The organism is Paenibacillus sp. RS8 (genome assembly GCF_041956825.1).
Lineage (GTDB): Bacteria > Bacillota > Bacilli > Paenibacillales > Paenibacillaceae > Paenibacillus_AQ.
Window position 1 is genome coordinate 4,638,765 of sequence record NZ_CP168131.1, and the last position, 24,491, is coordinate 4,663,255.

24 protein-coding genes are annotated in these 24,491 nt (G+C 41.3%); 20 read left to right on the forward strand and 4 right to left on the reverse strand.

Features of this window, described 5'->3' with window-relative positions; genetic code table 11:
* Positions 1–15 precede the first annotated feature (15 nt).
* From ACDZ28_RS21900 to ACDZ28_RS21930, 7 genes are all read left to right on the forward strand, one after another.
* Positions 16–1,407 (forward strand): extracellular solute-binding protein, encoded by a 1,392-nt coding sequence (locus ACDZ28_RS21900; RefSeq protein WP_375102754.1) that lies wholly within the window; start codon positions 16–18, stop codon positions 1,405–1,407.
* Between the two features lie 138 nt (positions 1,408–1,545).
* A complete protein-coding gene (locus ACDZ28_RS21905) occupies positions 1,546–2,475 on the forward strand; it encodes a carbohydrate ABC transporter permease (protein ID WP_081390056.1) in 930 nt (309 codons plus the stop codon).
* 12 nt (positions 2,476–2,487) lie between these two features.
* A complete protein-coding gene (locus ACDZ28_RS21910) occupies positions 2,488–3,375 on the forward strand; it encodes a carbohydrate ABC transporter permease (protein WP_081390057.1) in 888 nt (295 codons plus the stop codon).
* 58 nt (positions 3,376–3,433) lie between these two features.
* A complete protein-coding gene (locus tag ACDZ28_RS21915) occupies positions 3,434–4,351 on the forward strand; it encodes a dihydrodipicolinate synthase family protein (RefSeq protein WP_042127079.1) in 918 nt (305 codons plus the stop codon).
* 17 nt (positions 4,352–4,368) lie between these two features.
* On the forward strand, positions 4,369–5,040 hold the full coding sequence (locus ACDZ28_RS21920; protein ID WP_375102755.1) for an N-acetylmannosamine-6-phosphate 2-epimerase: 672 nt from the start codon (positions 4,369–4,371) through the stop codon (positions 5,038–5,040).
* 19 nt (positions 5,041–5,059) lie between these two features.
* On the forward strand, positions 5,060–6,055 hold the full coding sequence (locus ACDZ28_RS21925; RefSeq protein WP_375102756.1) for an ROK family protein: 996 nt from the start codon (positions 5,060–5,062) through the stop codon (positions 6,053–6,055).
* Between the two features lie 197 nt (positions 6,056–6,252).
* A complete protein-coding gene (locus tag ACDZ28_RS21930; protein ID WP_081954072.1) occupies positions 6,253–7,659 on the forward strand; it encodes a GNAT family N-acetyltransferase in 1,407 nt (468 codons plus the stop codon).
* Between the two features lie 312 nt (positions 7,660–7,971).
* On the opposite strand, the gene ACDZ28_RS21935 is transcribed toward ACDZ28_RS21930, so the two are convergent.
* On the reverse strand, positions 7,972–8,508 hold the full coding sequence (locus ACDZ28_RS21935) for a GNAT family N-acetyltransferase (RefSeq protein WP_375102757.1): 537 nt from the start codon (positions 8,506–8,508) through the stop codon (positions 7,972–7,974).
* Between the two features lie 277 nt (positions 8,509–8,785).
* Here ACDZ28_RS21935 and ACDZ28_RS21940 point away from each other — a divergent pair, with 277 nt between their 5' ends.
* Positions 8,786–9,982 (forward strand): stalk domain-containing protein, encoded by a 1,197-nt coding sequence (locus tag ACDZ28_RS21940; RefSeq protein ID WP_042127081.1) that lies wholly within the window; start codon positions 8,786–8,788, stop codon positions 9,980–9,982.
* A 184-nt stretch (positions 9,983–10,166) separates the two neighbouring features.
* Positions 10,167–10,355, forward strand: a complete 189-nt coding sequence (locus tag ACDZ28_RS21945) for a hypothetical protein (RefSeq protein WP_082650979.1) — start codon at positions 10,167–10,169, stop codon at positions 10,353–10,355.
* A gap of 135 nt (positions 10,356–10,490) precedes the next feature.
* On the opposite strand, the gene ACDZ28_RS21950 is transcribed toward ACDZ28_RS21945, so the two are convergent.
* Complete coding sequence (locus tag ACDZ28_RS21950) at positions 10,491–11,780, reverse strand: adenylosuccinate synthase (protein WP_375102758.1); 1,290 nt, start codon at positions 11,778–11,780, stop codon at positions 10,491–10,493.
* Between the two features lie 112 nt (positions 11,781–11,892).
* Between ACDZ28_RS21950 and ACDZ28_RS21955 the strand changes: the two genes are divergently transcribed.
* The 6 genes from ACDZ28_RS21955 (at position 11,893) to ACDZ28_RS21980 (ending at position 18,744) form a co-directional block, all read left to right on the forward strand.
* Complete coding sequence (locus ACDZ28_RS21955; protein ID WP_042132132.1) at positions 11,893–12,771, forward strand: LysR family transcriptional regulator; 879 nt, start codon at positions 11,893–11,895, stop codon at positions 12,769–12,771.
* Between the two features lie 45 nt (positions 12,772–12,816).
* Complete coding sequence (locus tag ACDZ28_RS21960; RefSeq protein WP_375102759.1) at positions 12,817–14,058, forward strand: molybdopterin-dependent oxidoreductase; 1,242 nt, start codon at positions 12,817–12,819, stop codon at positions 14,056–14,058.
* 219 nt (positions 14,059–14,277) lie between these two features.
* Positions 14,278–15,030 carry a hypothetical protein gene (locus ACDZ28_RS21965; protein WP_341115882.1) on the forward strand — a complete coding sequence of 251 codons (753 nt, stop codon included), beginning with the start codon at positions 14,278–14,280 and terminating at the stop codon, positions 15,028–15,030.
* 13 nt (positions 15,031–15,043) lie between these two features.
* Entirely contained in the window at positions 15,044–16,732 is a 1,689-nt protein-coding gene (locus ACDZ28_RS21970) for a VWA domain-containing protein (RefSeq protein ID WP_375102760.1), read from the forward strand.
* 24 nt (positions 16,733–16,756) lie between these two features.
* Positions 16,757–17,896, forward strand: coding sequence for a toxic anion resistance protein (locus ACDZ28_RS21975; protein WP_042127090.1), 1,140 nt, complete (start codon positions 16,757–16,759; stop codon positions 17,894–17,896).
* A 125-nt stretch (positions 17,897–18,021) separates the two neighbouring features.
* Entirely contained in the window at positions 18,022–18,744 is a 723-nt protein-coding gene (locus ACDZ28_RS21980) for a sensor domain-containing protein (protein ID WP_052414584.1), read from the forward strand.
* Positions 18,745–18,831: 87 nt separating this feature from the next.
* Here the strand turns inward: ACDZ28_RS21980 and ACDZ28_RS21985 are convergent, their stop codons facing one another.
* The gene (locus ACDZ28_RS21985) at positions 18,832–19,620 is read right to left on the reverse strand and encodes a tyrosine-protein phosphatase (protein WP_375102761.1); all 789 of its coding nucleotides are present in this window, start codon (positions 19,618–19,620) and stop codon (positions 18,832–18,834) included.
* 196 nt (positions 19,621–19,816) lie between these two features.
* Here ACDZ28_RS21985 and ACDZ28_RS21990 point away from each other — a divergent pair, with 196 nt between their 5' ends.
* Both ACDZ28_RS21990 and ACDZ28_RS21995 read left to right on the forward strand, forming a co-directional pair.
* Positions 19,817–20,638, forward strand: coding sequence for a DUF2785 domain-containing protein (locus tag ACDZ28_RS21990; protein WP_375102762.1), 822 nt, complete (start codon positions 19,817–19,819; stop codon positions 20,636–20,638).
* A 97-nt stretch (positions 20,639–20,735) separates the two neighbouring features.
* Positions 20,736–22,127 carry an alpha/beta hydrolase gene (locus ACDZ28_RS21995; RefSeq protein ID WP_375102763.1) on the forward strand — a complete coding sequence of 464 codons (1,392 nt, stop codon included), beginning with the start codon at positions 20,736–20,738 and terminating at the stop codon, positions 22,125–22,127.
* A 148-nt stretch (positions 22,128–22,275) separates the two neighbouring features.
* Here ACDZ28_RS21995 and ACDZ28_RS22000 read toward each other — a convergent pair whose 3' ends face one another.
* Positions 22,276–23,004 carry an SDR family oxidoreductase gene (locus ACDZ28_RS22000; protein ID WP_375102764.1) on the reverse strand — a complete coding sequence of 243 codons (729 nt, stop codon included), beginning with the start codon at positions 23,002–23,004 and terminating at the stop codon, positions 22,276–22,278.
* 164 nt (positions 23,005–23,168) lie between these two features.
* Between ACDZ28_RS22000 and ACDZ28_RS22005 the strand changes: the two genes are divergently transcribed.
* From ACDZ28_RS22005 to ACDZ28_RS22015, 3 genes are all read left to right on the forward strand, one after another.
* Positions 23,169–23,507: a helix-turn-helix domain-containing protein gene (locus tag ACDZ28_RS22005; protein ID WP_042127099.1), complete on the forward strand. Its 339-nt coding sequence runs from the start codon at positions 23,169–23,171 to the stop codon at positions 23,505–23,507.
* A 28-nt stretch (positions 23,508–23,535) separates the two neighbouring features.
* Entirely contained in the window at positions 23,536–23,982 is a 447-nt protein-coding gene (locus ACDZ28_RS22010) for a hypothetical protein (protein ID WP_375102765.1), read from the forward strand.
* A gap of 144 nt (positions 23,983–24,126) precedes the next feature.
* The gene (locus ACDZ28_RS22015) at positions 24,127–24,489 is read left to right on the forward strand and encodes a BlaI/MecI/CopY family transcriptional regulator (protein WP_042127103.1); all 363 of its coding nucleotides are present in this window, start codon (positions 24,127–24,129) and stop codon (positions 24,487–24,489) included.
* Positions 24,490–24,491 lie beyond the last annotated feature (2 nt).

A 24,491-nucleotide genomic window follows, 5' to 3' on the forward strand; every position in this document is an offset into this window, starting at 1 on the left:
AATTGGGGGTAGCACATGAAAGCAATGAAAAAAGGGCTAATGAGTATTGTTGGTGTCGCACTTTTAGGTACACAGTTAGTTGCATGTGGAAATACGAACACGGCGAATTCAGCAGTTACACCAAGTAATAACGCTGACAAGACTGAGCCCGCAGCAACTGAGGCTGCTGCTAAGCCAGTAGAGATTACATGGTGGAATTTTCCGAGCTTTCAAGCTTTAGATGGTGAAGTTGGCAAATATGAAAAGGAAATCATTGCAGCTTTTAATGAGAAGAATCCTGAAATTAAAGTCAACCTTGAGATGATCACCTTTGAAGGCGGCCCTGAAAAACTGAATGTCGCAATAGCTTCTAATACTGCGCCTGATGTGATCTATGATGCACCTGGACGGATTATCGATTGGGGTAAAAAGGATTTGCTTGCACCGCTTAACGACATGGTAACTGATGAAGTGAAGAATGATATTTCAGAAGCTTTTTGGAAGCAGTCAAGTGTAGGCGACAACATCTTTATGTACCCGATCAATATAGCACCATTTATGATGGCGGTTAATAAGACTATTTTTGAAAAGATAGGCGCTCTAGATTTACTTCCTCTGGATAAGGAAGATAGAACTTGGACGTTTGAAGAATATAAAAAGGCATTGGAAGCTGTGAAAGAAAAGGCTCCGGATGTTATTCCAACAGGGTTCTTCGCGAAGAGCCAAGCCGGAGACCAAGGCACTCGTGCTTATCTTGCTAACTTAGGCGTTTCAAGATTCCTAAATGAAGACAATTCCGCAGTCGCTATCAATACAGATAATGCTGCAAAAGCGCTGGATTGGATTGTCCAAGCTACGAAAGATAAACTCAGTGTCTCTGGTGCAGCATCGCTAGCTGCTGCTGATGTGAACGATTTGTTCCTGCAAGGAAAATTGGCCTTTACACTTAACTATTCCGCTGTGCTAAAAGCACAGAACGTATCCAAGAAGATGGTTCAATTCGAAGATATTCTTCTTCCATTCCCTACTTTAGATGGTTCGGAACCGAAGCTTGAACCTTATCTGGGCGGTATGGCTGTATTTAATAATGGTGATGAAGCTAAGATTGCAGCTTCCAAGAAGCTGATTGATTTCATTGCTAATGATCCAGTATGGGGTAAGAAAAACTTGATTCAAACAGGTGGTCTTTCGGTTCGTAATTCGATTACTGGACTATATGACGATCCGGAGTACAAATACGCCGAATATGCTCGTAAATTTACGACAGATGCACCAACAATTGCAGATGGATATGCAGATATCCGTACCTTCTGGTTCCCTGAATTACAACGTGCTTTAACTGGAGGCGCTACCGGCAAGGAAGCTTTGGATAGTTTTGCTACAAAGGCTAACGAAGCTATTACTAAAGCCAAAGCAGCTATGAAATAAAAAGTGAATGGCGTTCAAAAGAATAGAGTGCGGGAAGCACTCTATTCTTTTTAAAAAAATTCAAGCTACACACCTATAAATATCATAATTTTTCTCGCTTAAACGCTCACCGTCCTTATAAGGACGCCAAAGTCGTTTATGCTTGATCATCAGAGAAATGGGGAGAAGGTTGTGGGGACAACGGTACGCAAAATTAAAGGTTATGTGATACGTGACTGGATGATGAGTTATCTTTTCTTATTACCAGCGTTTGGATTCTTTCTTCTGTTTGTAGCCTACCCGATGGTAAAAGGAGTCTATATTAGTTTCTTTGATTACTCTTTGAGAGATTTTAGTTTTATTGGTCTCGATAATTATATTTCATTATTTAAAGACGATAATTTCATAAAGTCCATGGGAAATACTTTATTGCTTGTTGTGATCACCGTACCGATCGTGATTATCTTTTCACTGTTTGTTTCAATGAATATCTATAAGAAAAAAGAGTTTGCTAGATCATTTTTCCGCGGTGTGTTCTACTTGCCAGCCGTATCATCGGTTGTAAGTATCACGGTCGTGTGGGGCTGGATTTACCATCCCAACTACGGAATTCTGAATTATTTGACGGGTTTGTTTGGAATGGAGCCTGTTTCATGGCTAGGGGATACAAGAACAGCATTACTTGCAATTATCGTGGTTTTAATAACGACTTCTGTAGGTCAACCGATCATTTTATATGTGGCCTCCATTGGTAACATTCCTACCTCTTATATTGAAGCCGCAGAGATAGATCGAGCAACCCCTTGGCAAATTTTCCGGAAAATATTATGGCCGATGCTGATGCCAACGAACTTATATATTATCGTGATAACCACGATTAATACCTTTCAGTGTTTCGCACTGATTCAACTCCTTACCTCAGGCGGGCCTGTATATAGCACATCTACCGTTATGTATGGTGTTTATGAACAAGCCTTTATGTTAGGTCATTTCGGATATGCCTCAGCAATGGGCGTCATACTCGCAATAGTAATTGGGATTATTTCTATCATTCAATTCAAATACTTTGGCAGCGATGTTGAGTATTAAGGAGGGGACATCATGAATTCTACGAATCCATTACAACTGAAAGCACCTATAACCCAGTCTAAGAAAGTAAGCGCATGGAAAAAAGAATTAACGATTCCAAAAATAATAGCTACCATTCTATTGATCTTGGCTACATTATTTTTTATCTTTCCTTTTTATTGGGTAGTTTCGGGAGCCTTTAAGCTTCAAACTGTGGCAACGACCATCCCACCGGAGTGGTTTCCGCTAAAGCCGACGCTACAGAACTGGACAGAATTATTTAAGAATCCGGTAGAACGCTGGATGTTTAATAGCTTTATTATTGCTTTTGCAGAGATGGCAGCCATCTGTATTGTCTCCTCCTGTGCCGGTTATGTTCTCGCAAAGAAATCATTTCCCGGACGAGGAATTATCTTCACGATGTTTGTTGCCGCCATGGCATTGCCTAAGCAAGTTATTCTTGTACCGTTGTTTACGATGTTAGCTGACTTTGGTTGGGTCAATACGTATAAAGGGCTTATTTTACCGGCGATTGGCTGGCCTTTTGGAGTCTTTCTGATGAAACAGTTCGCGCAGACGATTCCGGGAGAGTTGATTGAAGCGGCGAAAATTGACGGTAGCTCAGAGATTCGATTGTTTGGAACGATCGTTTTACCGTTATTGAAACCAGCAGTGGGTGCACTGGCTATATTCACCTTCATAACTTCATGGAACGATTATTTCAGCCAGCTAATTATGACGCGATCCACTTCGATGATGACCTTGCCACTTGGGGTAGCGACACTACGCGGCGAATTCACAACCAACTATGGACTGCTTATGGCAGGTGCTGCGTTAGCTTCGATTCCTATGATTGCAATCTTCCTAATGTTTCAAAAGGCATTCACACAAGGGATCACTATGGGTGCTGTTAAGGGTTAAAAATTCATATAACAACGCAAATAAATATATTTGGCTTTAGCGATGGAGGCTATTATCTATGAAATCATATGATCTTGAAGCTTTTAAAGGCATTATTATCGCTTTGTACTCCAGTTATGATGCTGAGGGGAATATAGATAAAGAAGCGGCACAGAAATTAGCTCGTCATTATGCTTCTACTGGTGTGAAAGGTCTTTATGTTGGAGGAAGCTCAGGAGAAGGCATGCTGCAATCTGTAGAGGAACGCAAACAAATGCTCGAAGCCGTTATAGCGGAAGTAGGAGAGGAGCTAACGATCATTGCTCACGTTGGTGCTCCATCTACACGGGATAGTGTTGAGCTTGCGGTACATGCTGAATTCGTAGGCGCACACGCGGTATCGGCTGTTCCAGCAATTTATTACCGTTTGTCTCCGGACAGTGTTGAAAGCCATTGGCAGGCGATCATTGATAGTACATCGCTTCCATTTATTATCTACCATATCCCGCAAACGACTGGTTTTCAATTATCAAAAAGCTTGTTAATTAAGATGGCTGCGCAGGATAAAGTGATTGGCGTGAAGATTTCAGCAGAAAGTACATTTGAGCTTCAGCAGTTTAAGGCAGCAGGTGGAAATGATTTTCTTGTATTGAATGGACCGGATGAGCAGTACTTGGCTGGCCGCAGTATCGGGGCGGATGGTGGGATTGGTGGAACCTATGGGGTTATGCCCGAGCTATTTTTAAAAGTAGAACAATGTTATGGGCAAGGTGATATGGCTGAGGCGCAGAAATGGCAGTTCATTATCAATGATCTCATTGTAGAATTATTATCCTTTCCATCATTATATGGTGCATGTAAAGCAATCCTGAGTCTGCGTGGATTTGAAACGGGTACACCAAGAATGCCACTTCTACCTATCAAAGACTCCGATCAGGATCGGGTGGAAGCTCTCAACAATAGAATATTAGATTATATTCTTGAAGCGAAGGGATAGGGTTAATGATGACTCGAATGAGCGATATCTTTCCGATGAAAGGTCTGATCGTATCATGTCAGGCACTTGAGCATGAGCCGCTTCATGGTGGGGATACAATGGCAAAAATGGCAAGAGCAGCGGTTCAATCAGGGGCAATAGGTATCCGGACGAATGGAGTTCCAGATATTGTAGCGATCAAAGAAGAGGTAAATGTACCGGTTATTGGACTAATTAAACGGGATATTCCCGGATCAGCCATATTCATTACGCCAACTCTTGAAGAAGTGAAAGCAATTATCTCCGCAAAAGCGGATATTGTTGCATTAGATGTTACGAATCGGGAAGGTCGCTTTGAGTCGGTTAAGCCTTTAATCGCATATTCCCACCAAATGGGTGTGCTTGTAATGGCAGATATATCGACTTTGGAGGAAGGATTGGCAGCGGAAGAACTAGGTGTAGATTTCATTGGCACAACACTTTCCGGCTATACACCTTACAGTACACAGCAAGAAGGACCAGATTTTATTTTACTTCAGCAATTATGCGAGTTCGTGAATATTCCCGTTGTTGCAGAAGGGCGGATATGGACACCGGAGGATGCGGCTAGAGCTAAGAAGGCTGGCGCAGCTTATGTTGTGGTAGGAAGTGCGATTACAAGGCCACAGTTAATCACTTCACGATATGTCAAAGCCGTGAGTGATTGCTGAGACTTAAGGAGGAGAGTCCGTGTCAGAAGGTTATGATCCTCATATGGAATATGTTGTTGGAGTAGATATCGGGGGAACGAAAATTAATGCTGGGCTCGTTACATCATATGGGTACGTAGTACATACTGTAAGTCTGAGCACAATGGCTGGGTTCACGAAGACCGTGGACCGAGCTATTCAGGCTATTCAAAAGTTAATGAATGAAGTTACAGCGATCCATTCAGGGGTAAAGATTAAGGGGATTGGCGTAGGAACGGCAGGACAAGTCGCTTGGGAGGAAGGGAGTATTCGCTCGGCCTCAGAGCTTATTCCTGGGTATGCTGGGACAGCTTTGAAAGCGTTGCTTCAGACTCAGTTCCAGGTTCCAGTGATCGTTGATAACGACGTGAATGTACTAGCATTAAGCGAGAAATATTTAGGCGCTTGTATAGGTGTAGAAGACTTTATTTGTCTTGCACTTGGAACGGGTGTTGGTGGGGCAATTGTTGTAGAGGGTCACCTTGTCCATGGTTCTTGGGGTGGGGCCGGAGAGTTAGGCCATATGTCTGTAGATTTCAAAGGACCGGCATGCGTTTGTGGCGGGAGAGGTTGTTTAGAACATTATGCTTCGGGTACAAGCATTGCTCGTCGAATGCGGGAACAACTAACTTTAAACAATCTGCCACTGGATAACTTAGACTCGCGAGACGTGATCGCAAGATGGAGAGAAGGAGACCCTCTAGCTACAGAAGTAATGGAAGAAACAATCGCAGCACTTGGGTCTGCTATCGCTTCTTTTATTCATATTTTTAACCCTAAAGTTATTGTTATTGGTGGTGGAGTGGCTGAAGCAGGGGAGATATTATTCGAAGGAATAAGAAGAGAAGTAGCAACGAGAACGATGCCCTCGATGTTGGAAGGCGTTCGAATTGAAGCAGCTTATCGTGGCAATTTCTGTGGAATGATCGGTGCGGCATTACAGATCTGGGAGTACGGGGGACCACCCCTTCCTTCTGGTAATGAAGGCTTTATCTAAATCTCTTGATTAAATAGAATAATTTACCGATAATGTTAAAGGGGATGAGAATGAAGGTCAAATCTTTCGGGAGTCCCTAATCCGTTTATAAGGAGTGATGATGTTTGAGTACGAACAACACCACAATGAAGTCCGAGAGAGGTCAGTATTCGTAAGGGAAGAACACCTCTCAATGACTACGGGAGGCACTATCGGAAATGATGACGTTAATGAACATGGTACGGGGAACAGAGAACGATCTACCTGCCAATGAAATGATCAAGTATTGGAATCATGAGCTTGGATCTATGAAGTTTGTAAGAGCTAGCAGCAATTTTATTTATACGTTTCAATCGAATAATAAGCATTATTATTTAAGGTTTACTAACGAAGAAGATAATACTGCTGAGAATATCCAGGCAGAACTAGATTTTATGATGTACTTATTGGACCAGGGCTATGATACTGTATCACCAGTACGCTCCAAGCAAGGGAATTGGATAGAGACTCTTTTAACTGAAAATGGTAGATATCACGGGGTTGTTTTTGAACAAGCCGCAGGGGATTATGTTCCGCTTGAAGAGATGTCGGAGCTGCAGTTCCAACATTGGGGTCAAACACTCGCGCGATTGCATCATTTATCCGAAACTTATGCTCCGAGCACGCCCTCGCGTAAAAGTTGGGTTGATTCACTTCAGTTTATTTTATCTGTATTAAAAAGACACCCTGAGGAGTATAAAGCGCTTAAGGAATATGAGCGAATTGAAGCGTGGCTAAGTAAGCTCTCTTTTGGCGTAGGACATACGGGACTCATCCATTATGACTTTGAGACAGACAATATTTTTTATATGAAAGAAAAATCACGTTTTAATGCGATTGACTTCGATGACTCTATGTATCACTGGTTTGCGATGGATATCTCATCAGCCTTAAGAGATCTATCCAAGCAGAATGATGAGGAGAGTATGAGGAACATCGATTTTTTTGTTAGTGGTTATAGATCCGTAAAACATTTAGATGATGAATATGTCAAGTTATTACCAGAATTTCAAAGGTTCTCTGACTTATATGGATTCGCCAGGCTGCTTCGGAGTTTAGAGGCGTTTGACGTTTCTACTAGCCCTGAATGGGCACTACAGCTTAAATCTAAATTAGAAGCCGTCTGTGATCGTATTCGGGATGGTTTTCATCCTCATGTCGAGCTGAAGACAATCCATGAGAATAACTGGTATGCCTGTACTCAATTAGAGGTGTCCAATGAGCAAAAGACGGTTTTTCCTGTACCTGTTGTTTATTGGTTGGCAGAATCGGCTTATTGCGGAATGACTCCATTAGCTTTATATGCAGATGAAGAATTGATAGGTTTCTCTGTGTATAGTGTTGATCCTGAGGACGGAAGTTATTGGGTAATGGCTTTTATGATTGATCAGAAGTATCAGAATAGAGGATTCGGTAGAACGGGAATGGATGCCTTGATTCGATATATAAAAGCCGAACATCACTGCGATAAAATCGTTATTGGTCATCGAATTGAGAACGAACGTGCTTCGAATTTGTATGAATCTCTGGGGTTCGTTGAAGTAAGCAGAGATGAGGTTGAAGTTGTACGAGAGTTGGTAGTGTAAAGCAGAGAAGGCCGCTCCAAAAGTAGTTTTTTTAACTACTTGGGAGCGGCTCTCTTCTTGTTATCTTGTAAATCAAGCCCCAATTGATGATCCAAGAGAAGCTTCAATTGAATAATTAGGGAATTTCTCCCTGGAATTATGAGATTATTGGTCAGTAGATTGATAATTAGGGAAAACCTCCCCTAAATTCGTCTGATTTGATGAAAATCAATGGGATTAGCCTGATTTATAGGGAGGAATTCCCTAATTTCATTCATAATCAGCAAAAATGGACTATTTATAGGGAGTTTTTCCCTAATTAGTTTTTAACCATCAAATATTAGCCCACTCCTGCTCCAAAGAGGAATAGATAATCTCGTTGCACCATTGTTGATTACAGAATCTAGTCTCCCTAAGAACCCCGTCCTTAATCATTCCCTCTCTAATCATTACTTTCTCTGATTGAAGATTCTCTGCATTGGCATAAGCAACAATTCTATGTGCATTTAGGAATTTAAAGGCGTAATCTATCAGAGACTTCACGGCTTCAGTTGCATATCCCATCTTCCAATATTCCGGTAGTAGGACCCAGCCGATTTCCCATTCTCTGATATCTTCCCAGTTTAACTTTATACTGACATTACCGATGGGCTTCATATCCAGCTTTGTACATATTGCGAGATCATAATTTTCCCGTGGATCGCTGGTTACTTGAGACAAAATCGAAAGGAAGTCATCTTTAATTTGTTTTGCATCAGGTGCGGTGTTTTCATATTTGTAGGACAAAGGATTTTCTTCTAGTTCTTCGTAAAAGGAAGAATCATTGCTTGTATAATCTCTTAAGATTAATCTGTCGGATATTATTTCCACGAATATAACACTCCTAGTCTAAGTCTTTGATTTGTGGCTTATATACAATGATTATTAATGGTTATCTCAGATGATCACTCCCAATTTAAGTTTATAAATGGTAGACTCTGTAATGCTTGCTCTGTAACTTCTTGTAGATTCATCTGATTCCCTTTATTTTTCATAATATTTACACATTATAAAATATAAGCTTAACAACCTTCCATTTTTATCTACTAAAATAGTGAAATTGTGATAAAGTAATATTGGTTTATTTACTAGAGGGGGATTTTGGAAAATGAAAGCTATTAAATGGAGTATTGCAGCAGTGTTAGCAGTATCTATGTATGGTCCAATTCATACAGCGGAGGCAGCAAATGCGAATAGCACAAATGTAGTGAACGAACAGTCGATTTCCAGCACGGATGATTTGATTTTTCAAATGGATTATACGGATATGACCGTTGGAGATAAGGTTCCAGTGCAGATTTTTGCAAAAGGGCCAGATGGCTCATCCGAACGTGTTCCTTTGTCTCAAGCAGATATGGTGATCGAGAAGCCTTACTTATTGCAAAAGCTGCCAGATGGCTCTATGAAAGCATTAGCCGTTGGCGAAACAAATGTAACCGTGCGTTCAGGAGCTGCTTCCAAAACGTTAAAGGTCTCTATTAGTTCTAATAAGGACATCGATCAAGGTGTATTAATCAGTGGCACGATGTATTTGCCTGTACAATCAACGTTTAAGCTCTTGGGTGCTACTGTTCAGGCGAACACAGCCACTAAGACCTTTAGCATTCGTCTGGGAGATTTGCCTATCCAACTTCAGCTAGGCAGTGATATTGCTATGGTGAATGGGAATAAGGTGAAAATGAGTGGTAAAGTGCAAACCGTGGATGGAGGAGCTGTATTCCCTGCAACCCTCTTAAAAACTTCATTGGGAGCAGTGTTGGACTTTGGTGCTCATTATGAGTCTTTGAACATCAATTTCGGTAAAGCGGAGTTATTTGCGTATACGAAAAATACGTTAAAAATAGCTAAAAGAGAATCTCAAGGGGATCTCGCTAAGCTAATCGGAAAGACTTATTGGTTCAACCAGTTTGACTCCGACTATAAATTCCAAAAAGCAACGATTGTTGATATTCTAGTGAACGACGATAATGAGTTTGCGATTTCTTTTAAATTGGCATCAGGTAAAGTTGTGGAGACTTATGATATGGAATATGATCAGGTCACTCGCGTTCTAGCAAACAAAGAGTATTTCTTTACGTCTGATCCTACCAAAATCTATAAATGGTCTAATGCGATTTGGGCCAAAATCAAGGCGGGTACAATTTCGACAGGGATGACGAAGCAGCAAGTAGAATTAAGCTGGGGCACTCCAATTGATAAATCAAGTCTATCCGGCAGTGGAATTACAGTTGAGACTTGGCAATATAGAAATTATAATTACGTAACCTTTACAAATGGTGTTGTCTCTATGATTTACACAAATTAAGTTATCTTTAATTATCCGATTCTAAACAAAAGGACGTCTTCTTACTAGAAGGCGTCTTTTTTATATTCTACAGGAACTTTTGAATGTCATTAATCATACAACCTGTCCTTGCAGCATATCTTTTGAAAGAAGCACTTTCAGAATGAAGTGTTGACTATTGTTGACCGAAATGAGGGGTTCATTCATGGCAAAGTCAAAACGCGGACATGCACTATGGAGTCTACCATCCAGAGGAAGAGGCACTTGTCCGGTCTGTCAGAGCACACGGATTAAGCTGCTTTATCCAAAAAGAAAAACGGACGGAACAGTTGTTAAGGTTTGTAAGCGTTGTGACAAGGCGCCACAGACGAAAGTGGATGCAGTGTTGGTGTAAAAGAGTAACACAAGGATGCCTAGTTGCAGCTATATGCAAATTGCATGTAGGTACAACTAGGCATCCTTATTTTAAAAAATATATAAAAGTACGTGCCTTATAAGCACGCCGAAGGCGTTTATGCATGTGATAAGATTATTTCAGCGTACGATGAATAACCTGATCGCGTCTAGGACCTACAGAAACTGTGGAAATACGTATTCCAATAGACGTTTCAATAAAGTCCACGTAACTTTTTGCTTGCTCCGGCAGCTCATCGAAGTTAGTGATATGTGAAATATCGCAGTTCCAACCAGATAAATGCGTTACTATCGGTTTTGCTGTGTAAAGCTTATTTGTGGCTGGAAACTTGTCGGTGATTTCTCCATTTTCAAGCTCATAAGCAACGCAAACCGGAATCTCATCTAAATAACCAAGAACATCCAGATTGGTCAACACAACCTCTGTTGCACCTTGCATCAAGCAACCATAGCGCGTAGCTACGGCATCAAACCAGCCCATACGTCTAGGACGACCGGTCGTTGCTCCAAATTCCCCAGCATCGCCACCTCGTGTGCGAAGTTCATCCGCTACTGGACCTTCCAGTTCAGATACAAAAGGTCCGGCGCCTACACAGCTGGAATAGGCCTTCGTTACAGCAATGACATTCGTGATGGCAGCCGCAGGAAGACCTGCTCCGACAGGTGCGTAACCAGCAAGTGTCGATGAAGAGGTGGAGTAAGGATATATACCGTGATCAGGATCACGCAGAGCGCCTAATTGCCCTTCAAGTAGAATTGTTTCTCCTTTCGTATAAGCTTCTTGCAGTATTTCTGTTGTATTGGCAACGTATGGTGCCAATTGCGCAGCTTCCTTTTGCAACTGAGCCAGTAATTCCGAGACTTGGATAGGGGATTTCTTATATAAATGCTCCAGTAATACATTTTTTGAAGCAAGTAATTGTTTAAGACGTTTCTCCAGTTGTGCTGGATTAAATAGATCCGCAACCTGTATGCCGAGCTTCGCATATTTATCCGCGTAGAATGGCGCTATTCCTCGCTTGGTTGAACCAAACCCTTGTGATCCCAGACGTTCCTCTTCCAGCTCATCAAATAAACGATGAACCGAGAGCACGATTTGAGCACGCTCAGATACGTATAACTTCGGCTTTGGAACTCCTCTTTCTGCTAATGCTTGTAATTCCTTTATTAATACTTCAGTATCAAGGGCTGTTCCTGGTCCAATAATGTTTATTACTGAAGGGTTAAATACACCAGAGGGCAGCATATGGAGTGAGAATTTTCCGTACTGGTTAATGATAGTATGACCAGCATTACTTCCACCTTGAAAACGAACTACATAGGAGGATTGAGCGGCTAGGACATCCGTCATTTTTCCTTTGCCTTCATCTCCCCAGTTAGCTCCTACAATTGCGATTACGGTCACGCGATTACCTCCCAAGCTTGTGATTGCCTACAGGTCTAAGTATAATGCTAGATAGAACATTAGAAAAATTGATATATGTTATATCTATTATAAGGTGAGGTAATGACTTGGGATGGACATCAACTTGGAATGGTATCGTTCTTTTTATTGGGTAGCACAAACAGGCAGCTTAACTGCGGCAGCTGAACGGCTGAATATCACACAACCAGCGGTGAGTCACACGATTAAGCAATTGGAAGAAAAGATGGGTGGTTCCTTATTTTTTCGCACCTCAAGAGGGGTGGATCTAACGACAGAAGGCAAAGTACTGCTTCGGTTTATTGAACAAGCCTTTCAGAATGTGGAGATGGGTGAGCGGGCGATTGCTGAAATGAATAACTTAAATAGCGGTGAGATTCATATTGGAGCAAGTGATACACTCTGCAAATATTACTTATTGTCTTATCTGGAGCAATATCACGAACAATACCCCAATGTCCGTATTCATATTACGAATCGAACAACACCGGAGACCCTTGCGCTTCTAAAAGAAGGAAAAATTGATTTCGGCATCGTTAGCTTACCGGCATCTGACAAACAGATCGAATTTCGTAAAAGTAAACGGCTTCAAGATTGTCTTGTAGGTGGCAAAGGCTTTCGTCATTTGGCAGACAAGACGATGCCGCTTTCAGATATCAAGCAGTACCCATTGTTGTTCCTAGAGCCGGGAGGCAGCACAAGAAAGTATATAGATGGGTTTCTAGCCTCCAATCATGTGACAATAACACCAGAGTTTGAATTAGGCAGTGTTGATCTTCTTGTTCAATTCGCTTTGCGTGGCTTTGGTCTTGCTTTTGTTATTCGTGATTATGTTACGGAAGAATTAAAGAGTGGAGAACTCGTAGAAATCCCTTTAGACCCACCGTTTCCAGAGCGTAATATTGGAATTGCGACCCTTCGAGGCGTTCCACTCTCTGCTGCGTCAAAGTCTTTTCTAACCTTATTGGACTAAATTAAATCTGGTGCAGAATTTTTCACATGAGGAGGAGGATAGGTTATGTGCGGTATGCTTGGTCGGTTACGTAAAGGGTACGGGAAAAAACTGCGGGCACTTCACACCTGGAACGGCTGGATCGTCGTAATTTTAGCTTTGACGGGGCTTGTGCTAGTAGGCGGTTTCTGGCGGGGGTTCCTTGGTGAAGGCAGGGTATGGATTAAAGGCTTGCACATCGTGGTAGGTATCGTCTCTATCCTTCCTGTTATATATTATCTTCTGCTGGCAAGTAAACATTGGAAGCAGTTAAAGGAGAAACCTTGGCAGCGATTCAATGTACTTGTCGTACTCTTTCTGTTGCTTGGCTGGTTCGTTTCCGGGGTGTTATTATGGCAATTCCGTAGGGTTGGACCACAAGTCTCTAATCTTGCTTTGGTCATTCATGATGTACTGACCTGGGTTGGACTGCCATATATTATCTATCACTCGCTTACTCGTGTGAAATGGCTAAAGGAGCCGAATCGTCGGACCATCAAGAGTGAGAGTATGGGGAGTACCGATTCTGCCTCTCAGGATACCCCGCAACCAGTCTATACGCGTAGGGCGTTCATTCGCGGGACGATCGGTGTAGGGCTTGCTCTTACAATCGGCCCCTCATTTGTAAAATGGCTAGGCAGCTCAATTGGGAACATCGGAGGCAGTGAAACGATCGATAAACTAATCGAGAATGATCGCAACCTGCTGTTACCAGCACCGCAGCCACTGGCGGCATCCTCACCACCTCTTGGGGGTGGGTCACAGGGTCAATTTCGTGTTTATACCGTAACCCCAATTCCGGAGTTTACGAACGATAATTGGTCCTTTAAGGTAGATGGTCTTGTGGAGCAGAGCTTTACGTGGAACTGGGAGCAATTCGTTCAATTACAACGGACGGTTCAAGTAAGTGATTTTCACTGTGTAACAGGTTGGTCCGTCTACAAGAATACCTGGGAAGGCATTAAACTAAAGGATCTTCTACAACAGGCTGGGGTGAAGTCAACTGCAAAGACAGTGAAATTCTACTCCGGGGATGGGGTATATACAGATACCCTTACGCTGGATCAGGCGGAGATGGACGATGTTATGGTTGCGGTTATGCATGATGGAAAACCGATTCCAAGCGATCTCGGTGGACCGGTTCGGTTAATTGTCCCCAAAATGTTCGCTTACAAATCAGTGAAATGGCTGAACCGGATTGAACTGATCGAAGGAGAGCATACAGGCTATTGGGAGCAACGTGGATATTCGAATGACGCTTGGGTATAAATGAGATGAATAACCTTAATGGGCTTTAGGCCTGTTAAGGTTTTTTTGTGATTATGGACGTAATCACAGAAATATTTCCATATATATAGAAGTGAATCAACGAGGGTCCAGAGATAATCCGTGGATAATTAGTATTTTTGTAATAAAAAGGAGTTTGATCCGTTATTTTCTGATAAAATGAAGAAAGCAATGGAAAAAGTTACCGGATCAGTTAGGGAGGTGTGTTTGTTGAACGTTGCGAGATCCGCAAAGCTATTAGGGCTTATCGTTGGCGTGGTGTTCTTGAATATTTTTGTATTGTCTCCAGGACTTTTAGGGGTAGAAATCGGCGGAGTAAGTGTCTTTGAGACAGCCTCCGGTGTGACATTAGTAGTGATCAGTCTACTTGTTGTTCTTTATGGAAGTTATAGTTTGCTTTTTAAACCTTCGCTGGTTCCACCTGTCAAAGAGATACAGACGCATGAGGACTACATATCAGCGCTCACACAATACAGAAATGTAAAGGTGCTGAAGAAGGATATTACTCTTGCTTTGGATCAACTAACCCGATTAGAGAAGAAGAAAAATACGTTAGTGGATGTTCTTAGTCAACGATTCGAGCAATCGGAGTTAAGCTTCAAGAAGTTTAATGCGGTTAGTTTTGAAGTAGAGAAGCTCTTCTATTTGAATATCCGAGGGATCCTTAATAAGTTGAGTGTATTTGACGCTTCGGAATTCTCTCTTTTTGCCAGTCAACAGAGACCTGCGCAGTTCTCAGATAAACTGGTGCAGAAAAAAACGGCTCTGTACAATGAGTATTTGGCTTATGTGACCGGGTATCTCGGAGCAAACGAGGAAATTTTGCTGAAATTAGATCAACTGCTACTCGAAATATCGCTACTAGACAGCACGAATTATAAAGATGTTGAAGATATGCCTTGTATGAAGGAGATCGATGAATTGATCAAGCAGACGAAATTCTATAAGCAATGAAAGGAAGATGCGAATGGCTAGGAAAGGGAGAACTTTTGTAGTACTCGGGGTTATAACAGTGGTCGTTTTTGCACTTGTATACTTTGGAATTACCTTAACAACTAATTTAGGAAAAACCACTAGTGAGGTCTCATCGGAAGATGCAGGTAAACAGCTGGATAAACTTTATAAAAAAATTAATGTGAATACCGCGGAGCAGGTCAAAGGACAAATCGATCTTGATCCTGTAGCTATTGGTGACTCCTTGCCGGATATTTCTAAATTTCCTATATCAGTGACCAATACAACGGATAGCTTCGTTGAAATTTTTTCATCGACAGAGAAATCAGGAACGGGTAATGATGGATGGCTTAATGAAGTGGCGACAGATTTTAATAATGCCAATGTAGAGCTGAATGGGATACCTGTTTCAGTTAAGATTCGCAATATAGCTTCAGGCACAGCGACGGATTACATAAGGTCTGGAAAGTATATACCTGATGCGTTTACACCATCCAATGAGTTATGGGGCGAGATGGTAAAAGCGAACGGGATAAATACACAGCTTATAACCAATCGTCTGATTGGCAATGTAGCCGGTATTGTTACGAATAAAACGAAATATGATGAGTTAGTCGAGAAGTACGGTTCTTTAAACGTCAAGACGATTACAGATGCGATAGCGAATAATGAATTGTCTATGGGTTACACAGATCCATTTGCCAGTTCAACAGGGTTGAACTTTCTTGTGACTGCACTTGGGACGTTTGACAGCTCTGATTTGCTTGGAGAGCAAGCGGTTCAGGGCTTTGAGAAATTCCAAGCGAATGTTCCTTTTATCTCATCAACTACTTTACAAATGCGTGATGCGGCTAAAACTGGGAAGCTGGATGCTTTTGTGTTAGAGTACCAAATTTATGCAAATGCTCCCGAACTAAAGGGCAGCTATGTATTTACTCCTTTTGGTGTAAGACATGATAGTCCGCTTTACGCATTAGGTGATCTACCACAAGAGAAGCTGGACATTATTAAGAAATTTGCAGAGTTTGTAGAACAGGATAAATATCAGCGTTTGGGTGAGGAAAAAGGTTTTAACGGACTGAATGACTATCATTCAGAGGTTAATCCAGTGGATGGCAGTCTTTTATCCTCGGCACAAAAGCTGTGGAAGGAGAAGAAAAACGGCAATAAACCCATTGCGGCAGTATTTGTAGCTGATGTCTCAGGTAGTATGAACGGGGAGCCTTTAAATCGCCTAAAGCAATCATTATTAACGGGACAGAAGTACTTGGGCAAGGATAATAGTATTGGCTTTGTTTCCTACTCCGACAACGTTACGATAAATCTTCCAATTGGCAAATACGACACGAATCAGCAGTCGATGTTTGTTGGGGCGATAGATAGTCTTCAGGCGAATGGGGGTACAGCGACTTTTGACGGAATTGTAGTGGCACTCAAAATGCTTCAAGACGAAATGAAGATAAATCCGGAAATCAAACCTTTGATCTTTGTATTAAGTGATGGGGAGACCAATGAAGGTCATTCACTGAATGATATCAGGGGTTTAATTGAAACCTATAAAATTCCGATTTACACCATTGGCTACAACGCAAATATTAAAGCGCTGGAGAGCATTTCAAGTATTAATGAAGCGGCTAACATCAATGCGGATACAGACGACGTAGTCTATAAAATCGGTAATCTGCTCAATGTCCAAATGTAAGCTAAACTTGTTAGGAGGGGTTCTATGTCTTTTACGATGGAAGTGGTAAGTCCGGAGAAATTGAAATCAGCGATTGAAGAACAGGTTAAACCTGAGCCACAGGAAGTAACGCAATTGAAGGAAATGGCAATAACCAATGTCTCGACGATCTTGGAGCTGGATTTAGAATCCTTGGAGAAGCGAAAAGAAGTGCTGCAATCCATAGACAGCTTCGGGATGAGCACCATGAGATCGTCTTCAGATAAGAACTCTCTTTTGCAAGTATCTGTAGGGAATTTATCGAAAACAGGGGATGAAGGCGGGCAAGTAGCTAAAGGTTTAACGGAGCTGAACCTCCAGTTGAAAGATTTAGACCCAAGCGCAGTGGATTTTGCTAAAAGCGGTCTGTTAGGGAAGTTTTTTAACCCATTGCGGAGTTATTTTGCGAAGTATCAAAAAGCAGATGCTGTAATCTCAGATATTATCATTTCTTTAGATAAAGGCAAAACCGTATTGAAAAACGATAACACTACGTTAGAGTTCGAGCAGCAATCGCTTAGGGAGCTTACTAAGAAGCTACAAAAAGAGATTCAACTAGGAATGCTGATGGATCAGGAGATCGAATCTCAACTGGAAGCAGCTAAGCTACGTAATGAGTCCGAAGAAAGAGTAAAGTTCATAACGGAGGAGGTATTGTTTCCTCTACGGCAGCGTGTGATGGATTTGCAACAGATGCTGGTTGTGAATCAGCAGGGAATTATGGCGATTGAAGTGGTCATACGAAATAATAAAGAGCTGATCAGGGGGGTGGACAGAGCTAGAAATGTTACGGTTTCGGCCCTGAAAATCTCTGTTACGGTGGCAAGTGCACTCTACAATCAACGAATCGTATTGAAAAAGATTGAACTCCTAAATCAAACGACCAATACGCTAATAAGCGGTACCTCAAAAATGTTAAAAGATCAGGGGGCGGCGATCCATAAGCAATCCCTTGAATCAAGTATTTCTGTAGATACTTTAAAACAAGCCTTCACAGATGTGCTGTCTGCTTTAGATTCGATAAGTACGTATAAGCAGGAAGCTCTTCCTAAAATGCGTGAAACCATTAACCAGTTCAGAGAGCTGGCAGACAGCGGTGAACAGCAGATCGTGCGGCTGGAGAAGGGGAATAAGCTTGGTTTGTAGCTGTTGCAGTCTAAATCCATCCTAGCCTTTAGTCTGGTAAGACTCCGGTCCTAAGACTGTTTTTAGCCTTCTCTTTCTCACGTATAATGAGATTAATTGATAACGTGAGAGGAAGGACATAAGAAATGAACGATAAGTTGTACACAATGCCGATGGGAGCGTTAGATTCCATGCAGATTCCAGCAGAAGCGAAATCACAATCTAAACCCGGCAAACGTCGATCAAGTCCCAAGACCTATCGGAGTATTTTGTATTTTATAATCTCATTACCGATTACGATAGTATATTTCGTATTTATGGTGACAGGGTTAGCGTTATCCATCGGATTAACCCCCATTTTCATCGGTATTCCTTTATTTTTTGCAGTAGCTAAAGGATTGGATTACATCGTACGATTTGAGCAAGAGTTAGTAAGATCATTGCTGGACATTCCTAGACCGAATGAAGAGCGTAGAACGGATATGAAGCAAGAAGGAGCAGGCTTCTTGCAACGAATGAAGTTAGGTTTTGATGGTGCAAAGTTCGCGCGTAACATCATGCTAATTATGGGACGGTTTGTATCCAGTATTATCTTCTTTTCATTAACGATAACCGTGGTAGCAGCTGCGCTTGGTCTAATTACACTACCTGTGCTTCATCAGATTTTTCTGCAAACGATGGATTTGAACATTTTGGAGAACAGTGTGTTTGCCTTATTTAATATCGACTGGACATTATCTCAGCAATACATTTCTTATGTTGTAGCGGGACTCGTTGTTGCCGTGATCGCAACATGGGTGATTAAGTCGTTGATGGATGTACAGCGTAGAATGTTGTTTGTATCTTACGAGGAAGAACGTCAGTATTAAACAGAAAGAAGCGTAGCTCTTCAAGAGCTACGCTTTTTATATTTACTATTTCTATCTTAATGAATTAGTTCACCGCTCAACAAGTTATTAAGCTTCTAAACAGTAGGCTTGTAGCTGCTTGCGCTTGTCTGCTGTCATGCCGAATTCCTGTTCAAGAAAAACCTCTACATTTTTATATCGCGCGTCGATGGCAGAGAAAATGGCTTCCATGAATTCTCTGCGTAATATAAGCGCAGCCATAACAGTATCTACTTCCTTCGGTGATAGATGTTGTGAGGCTTGCTTTTTTATTTGTTCATTCATAGGACCGAGTGTCTGATTGGAGAGCAAATAGTCTTCAATAATCGTCTCTCTCGGAACTCCGAGTGCTAGGAAGATGAATGCTGATCCAACGCCAGTACGATCTCTTCCACCGGCACAATGATGCAGGATACTAAATTCATTTGGAAGCATAATGGTTGCCATAAGTCGCTTAAAGGAAGGGTTATTAAAGGCCATATCCAAATACATATTAACCAAGAAGTCTGTCGTAAAATGTTCAAGGAATCCAGAACGAACCACATCTCTCATGTCTCCAGGAACCTCTTGCTTTAGCGCAGGTACACAAATGTTATTAACTCCTGGAATGACTGGATCTGGCTTTAAACGAACCTCTTCTATCCCTCGATAATCAAATATGGTCTTAATTCCAAGTGATTTAAAGAACTTTATATCTTGATCGGTCATTCCTGTTAATTCGGCTGATCGAAAAAACAAACCGTATTTGACTTTACGGCCATCCGAGGTGGTGTATCCGCCCATATCTCGGAAATTGAGAACGCCTTTAAAGGGGAGTACACGATGCTTAGAATCTGTTTTTTCTAGTTTCTGGTTCATTTTCGTACCACCTTTGGTTGGTTATTGAATAGGCTATTCTAAAATGTAGAAAGGGTGTCGCTTAATAATAAAAGTGTGCCATTATTACTATATATAGTACCATGTTAAGTGCCAACAATCCGAAAGGATAGTGTGACATTTTACAAACTAATGTTATTACGCTGCATACGGAAAATTTCTAGTAGGAGTGTGTAAAATGAATTTAAAAGAAAAGTTGATATTAATAAAAGAAAATGACTACCAAGCAACTCCCGATACATTCCAGTTGATACAAGAAATGATACATAACATCGGTTCAGTGGATGCCGAGCTACGTGATGAGCTAATTTATACAACCTTATCATACTGGATTCCTGGAAATTCTCTTACTGAAAACGAACTAGAACAACTACTGCCCGTTATTTTGGATAACAACCATTTGCTTTTTAAGCTTGGCGAAATAAATACAGACTCGGTCTTCACTCGTTCTTTCTCTATGCTAGTCATACCCCTCCTTTTCATGAAGCATAAAGAATCGCCATTTCTCTCTAGAGAGCAAATTCTTCAGATAAAAGATAAGGTATTTTACAATGTACAAAAAGAACGAGATTACCGTGGGTATGATGAAGAAAAAGGCTGGGCTCATGCCATAGCTCATGGAGCAGATGCTTTAGATGATTTGGCTCAATGTTCCGAACTGGATGAAAATGACCTCTTAACCATCCTCGATTTGGTTTACGATAAGGTGACCATAACAGATCGAATATACTCTGATGGGGAAGATGAGAGAATGGTAAGATCCATAATTAGTGTTTTAAATAGAAAAATACTTAGTCAGACTTATGTAGAGCGATGGATTCAAAGTTTTGGTGAAGTGGAGAAAAATTCAGAATTTCTTCCTGCCTTTAGGCAAAAAAATAATATAAAGAACTTTTTGAAAAGCTTATACTTTCGAGTTAAGTTTTATAAAGTAGATGCCAATCTCTGCCCAACGATCGAGCAAACTTTATATAAAGTTGAGAAAGTATACTATTCCTAAGTGAACAATCCACTTGTGAAAAAATGTTCATAATCCCATATAAATCCTGTATAATGAGAAGTGTGAAAACGTTTGAACAATAATCAGGAGGGGTTCTATGTATTCAAGTGGATTATTTAAATGGAGCTTTTGGGGATTTGCTGTATTATTTTTGTTAGCGCTTTCGGGATGTTCCAGTAACGGAAATGTAAATGAAAAAGTTGCTACTTCACCAACCCCCACTCCAACGATAAGCAATACTTCTAATGCGTCGGATAGCCCAACCAGTGTGGAGGTGGCAAAAGGTACCGTGCACATCGAAAATATAGGTGAGCGGAGAATATTTGTTTATTTGCCTGCAGGATATGAAACTGACAACGAGCGTTATCCCGTTGTGTATATGCACGATGGGCAGAATGTTTTTAATACAAATACCAGCTCTTTAGGCAAAGAATGGAGAGTTGAGGAGATCATTGATCAGCTCGTTGCTGATGGAACTATGGAGAAGGTTATCGTGATAGGAGTCGCTTCAAGTGATGGATCAGAACGGGGAATGGAGTATGTTCCATTTCCGGATGAGTCTATTCCTTCGGATGGAACGAGTGCAGAGAAATTTACCCAATATTTTATCAATACAGTTATTCCTTATGTCGACGGTGCTTATCGGACCATTCCCGATCGGGATCACCGTATGATTATGGGATCGTCATTCGGTGCTATTCAGGCACTGTGGATGGGTTATCAACATCCGGAGACCTTCTCAGCGATAGGGGCTTTATCCCCTGCCACTTGGGTAAGCAATGGGCGTATATTGGATGAGCTGGCGAAAGAGACAGGGACGCCTGCATTGAAGATTTGGCTCGACATGGGTGTAACTGAAGGAATGCCAATTGATCCGCTTGTGAATGTATTAAAGTCGAAGGGATTTGTATTAGGCAAGGACCTATTCTTTCAGATGGATCCTTTGGGTACACATGAAGAGAAGTCATGGAATAGACGTGTACATAGTCCATTGATAATGTTCGCCGGGAAAGAGGCTGTGCAAAAGAGCAAGCTTGAAGTAAGCGACTATCTGACATTACTCTCACCGGAAGCACTCGATGTGCGCCTTAATTTAATAGCCACTATGGATAATGGGATGGATTATACAATCCTTGACGGAGTTGGATATGAAGTGTTGAATCCTGAAGTGGGGCAGATAGATATGGCAGGTAAGGTGAGTTTCCTGAAACCGGAATCCTTGAAAGTTAATGTTTCATTTCAAGGTGTTACTGAAGAACATTTGGTTAACTATGAGCATTATGTAAAGGTATTTAAAGTTTATGTGAAATCTCTTGATGTTGACGAGAACGGGAATGAGTTCTCCATTAACCTTAAGGCCTCAGCTCGAAAAATTAATTCAACTCCTGAATATATCACAGCGCTAGTGAGGGCCGCTGAAAAAATCGGTATATATAAAATTAAGGAGATTCAGGAGGATGTACTTCGTATAATCTTTAATACGAAGTAGTCATAGAAATTCATATTTGAATTTCCTATCATCCTAACTAAGGGAAGCGGATTCCCCGGCTGATAATCAAGGAGTTTCTCTCTAATTCTTTAAACTAAAAGGAGCTGACCCCATAAGTAGCATTTCCTACTTATGGAGTCAGCTATTTTTATCGTAAAATATACCCTCCATCCGGAAATAGGGTGCTTCCCGTAGTATAGTTATTAGTCATCAAATAAATGGTTGTATGTGCTGCTTCGTCGGCATGGCCAACCCTGCCAAGGATATTCATATCCGTATATTCATCGTAAGCTTTATCTCTAGTTTCCTGCTCTGCACCTTCCCAATTAAAGTTGGTATGAATGGTCCCTGGGGAAATGACATTTACCCGAATCGGAGCTAATTCTACAGCCAATGCTTTTCCCAGACTCTCAATCGCGCCGTTACAAGCTGCATAAGATGCACCGTCTGCAAGTGGTCGTTGACTGAATGCGCCAGACATCAGAACAATGGAGCCTTTAGGATTAATATATGGGATCGCGTATTTCACAGCATTATATTGAGGCCAGAACTTTGCATTAAAGCAGCTATGAGCAATCTCTAAGCTTGAAGTAATGGGTCCTCTAACATAGGAGGCGCCCGGAGTAAACAAATGATCGAAGTTGCGAATTTTTTCAAAAAAAGACTTTAAGTCTTCTTCATTTTGATTATCAAGCGAATGAATTTCGGTAGATTCGAGCCCAAGAAATTGTTGAGCTTTAGCTAGTTTATCTTGAGAACGACCGGCGATAATGACCTTTGCACCTTGGTCAACAGCTTGTTTGGCGGTAGCTAGACCGATCCCTGAACTTCCACCGATGATGACTACGCGTTGATTTTTTAATGAAATAGTAGACATGTGTATCTTCTCCGTTCATAGTGAAATGGACTTATTAATTTCTGTTTTTTATTATTAGATATAAAAGAGAATCTGCACAGTACGCACTTTTTTCGTACTAGGTACGATTGTTCGTACTAGCTAATTAGAAAATACAGCATATGGCTATCGAAAGAGGGGATCACATGGATTTGCTGGAACCGAGATTGACCGGAGTGCTAACAACGCTTGAAAAGATCGGTGGAAAGTGGAAGCCGCTTATTTTGTTTATTTTATTGATAGATGGCACGAAACGATTTGGTGAACTTAGGAGAATCATCCCAGCTGTCTCACAGGGAACATTAACTAAGCAACTCAGGGAGCTTGAAGAGGATCAACTGATCGATCGAGTTAGTTTTCATGAGCTTCCACTGAGAGTGGAGTACAGTATTTCAGAACATGGCAAATCGCTGATTACTGTTTTGGATAGCATGTGCGGCTGGGGAAGGATGCATCAGGAGTATCTAAATAATACAAATAAGTAGGAGGGCGGACCTTATAATAAATACTATTTTGCAGGAACCAACGGGTCAGACCTACAAGACACTGATACAGATTGCTATGGAAGTGTGTGATGAATTTATTTTGGTTAAACGTGATCAGATGGAGTTAGAGCCAGAAGGATATGAACTACTGGAACTGCTTCAACCTTTTCTCAAAAAGATCATTAAAGGTGATTATTGGCCGGGGACTCGGCTTATGGGGCATTATGCAGATATTTATTTTTTTCATTGTTCTCCTGAGGCGGTTGATTTTCTACTATCCTATTCCACCAGCTTATACTCATGGGTGCAGACCAGGCTGCCCGATGATCTTTGTTTTCTAAAACAGGGACTGCCTTGGTTAATCAATACAGCCCATGAGGGAGAAAGTCATGTTGTAACTGATGTAGAAGAGGAGCTTAACCGACTAGAAGAAAGCGGACTATTGTTCCGTGATTTATCTGTGTTTTACAATTAAAAAAAGAAATCAAAGAGGCGATGTTTGCAAAGACATGGTCTTTTTGTTGTATTGAAAAATCTTTTATAGACAAAAAAATCCACAGGCTGTAAACTATTTCCAAACGGGAGGTCTAGAAGTTGTAGACCAGCGGGAGGAGTATGGATGAAGGATCTCAGGCTGACCGAAATGGAAGGAAAATTTGCGGAATTAATTTGGAAGCATGAACCGATCCCGTCAGGGAATTTGGTGAAGTTATGTGAATCCGAGCTGAACTGGAAGAAATCAACGACATACACAATGTTAAAACGACTTGAAGCAAAAGAGATATTTATTAATGATAATGGTATTGTAGGTTCTCTTATCAAAAAGGATGACTTTTATGCGGAGCAGAGTAAGGAGTTTGTGCAGGAAACCTTTGGCGGTTCGTTACCCAAATTTTTGGCTGCTTTTACAAAGAGTCGGAAATTAAGCGACACCGAAATAGAGGATGTTCTAAGACTAATCCACGAGCATAAGGAGGAGTAACG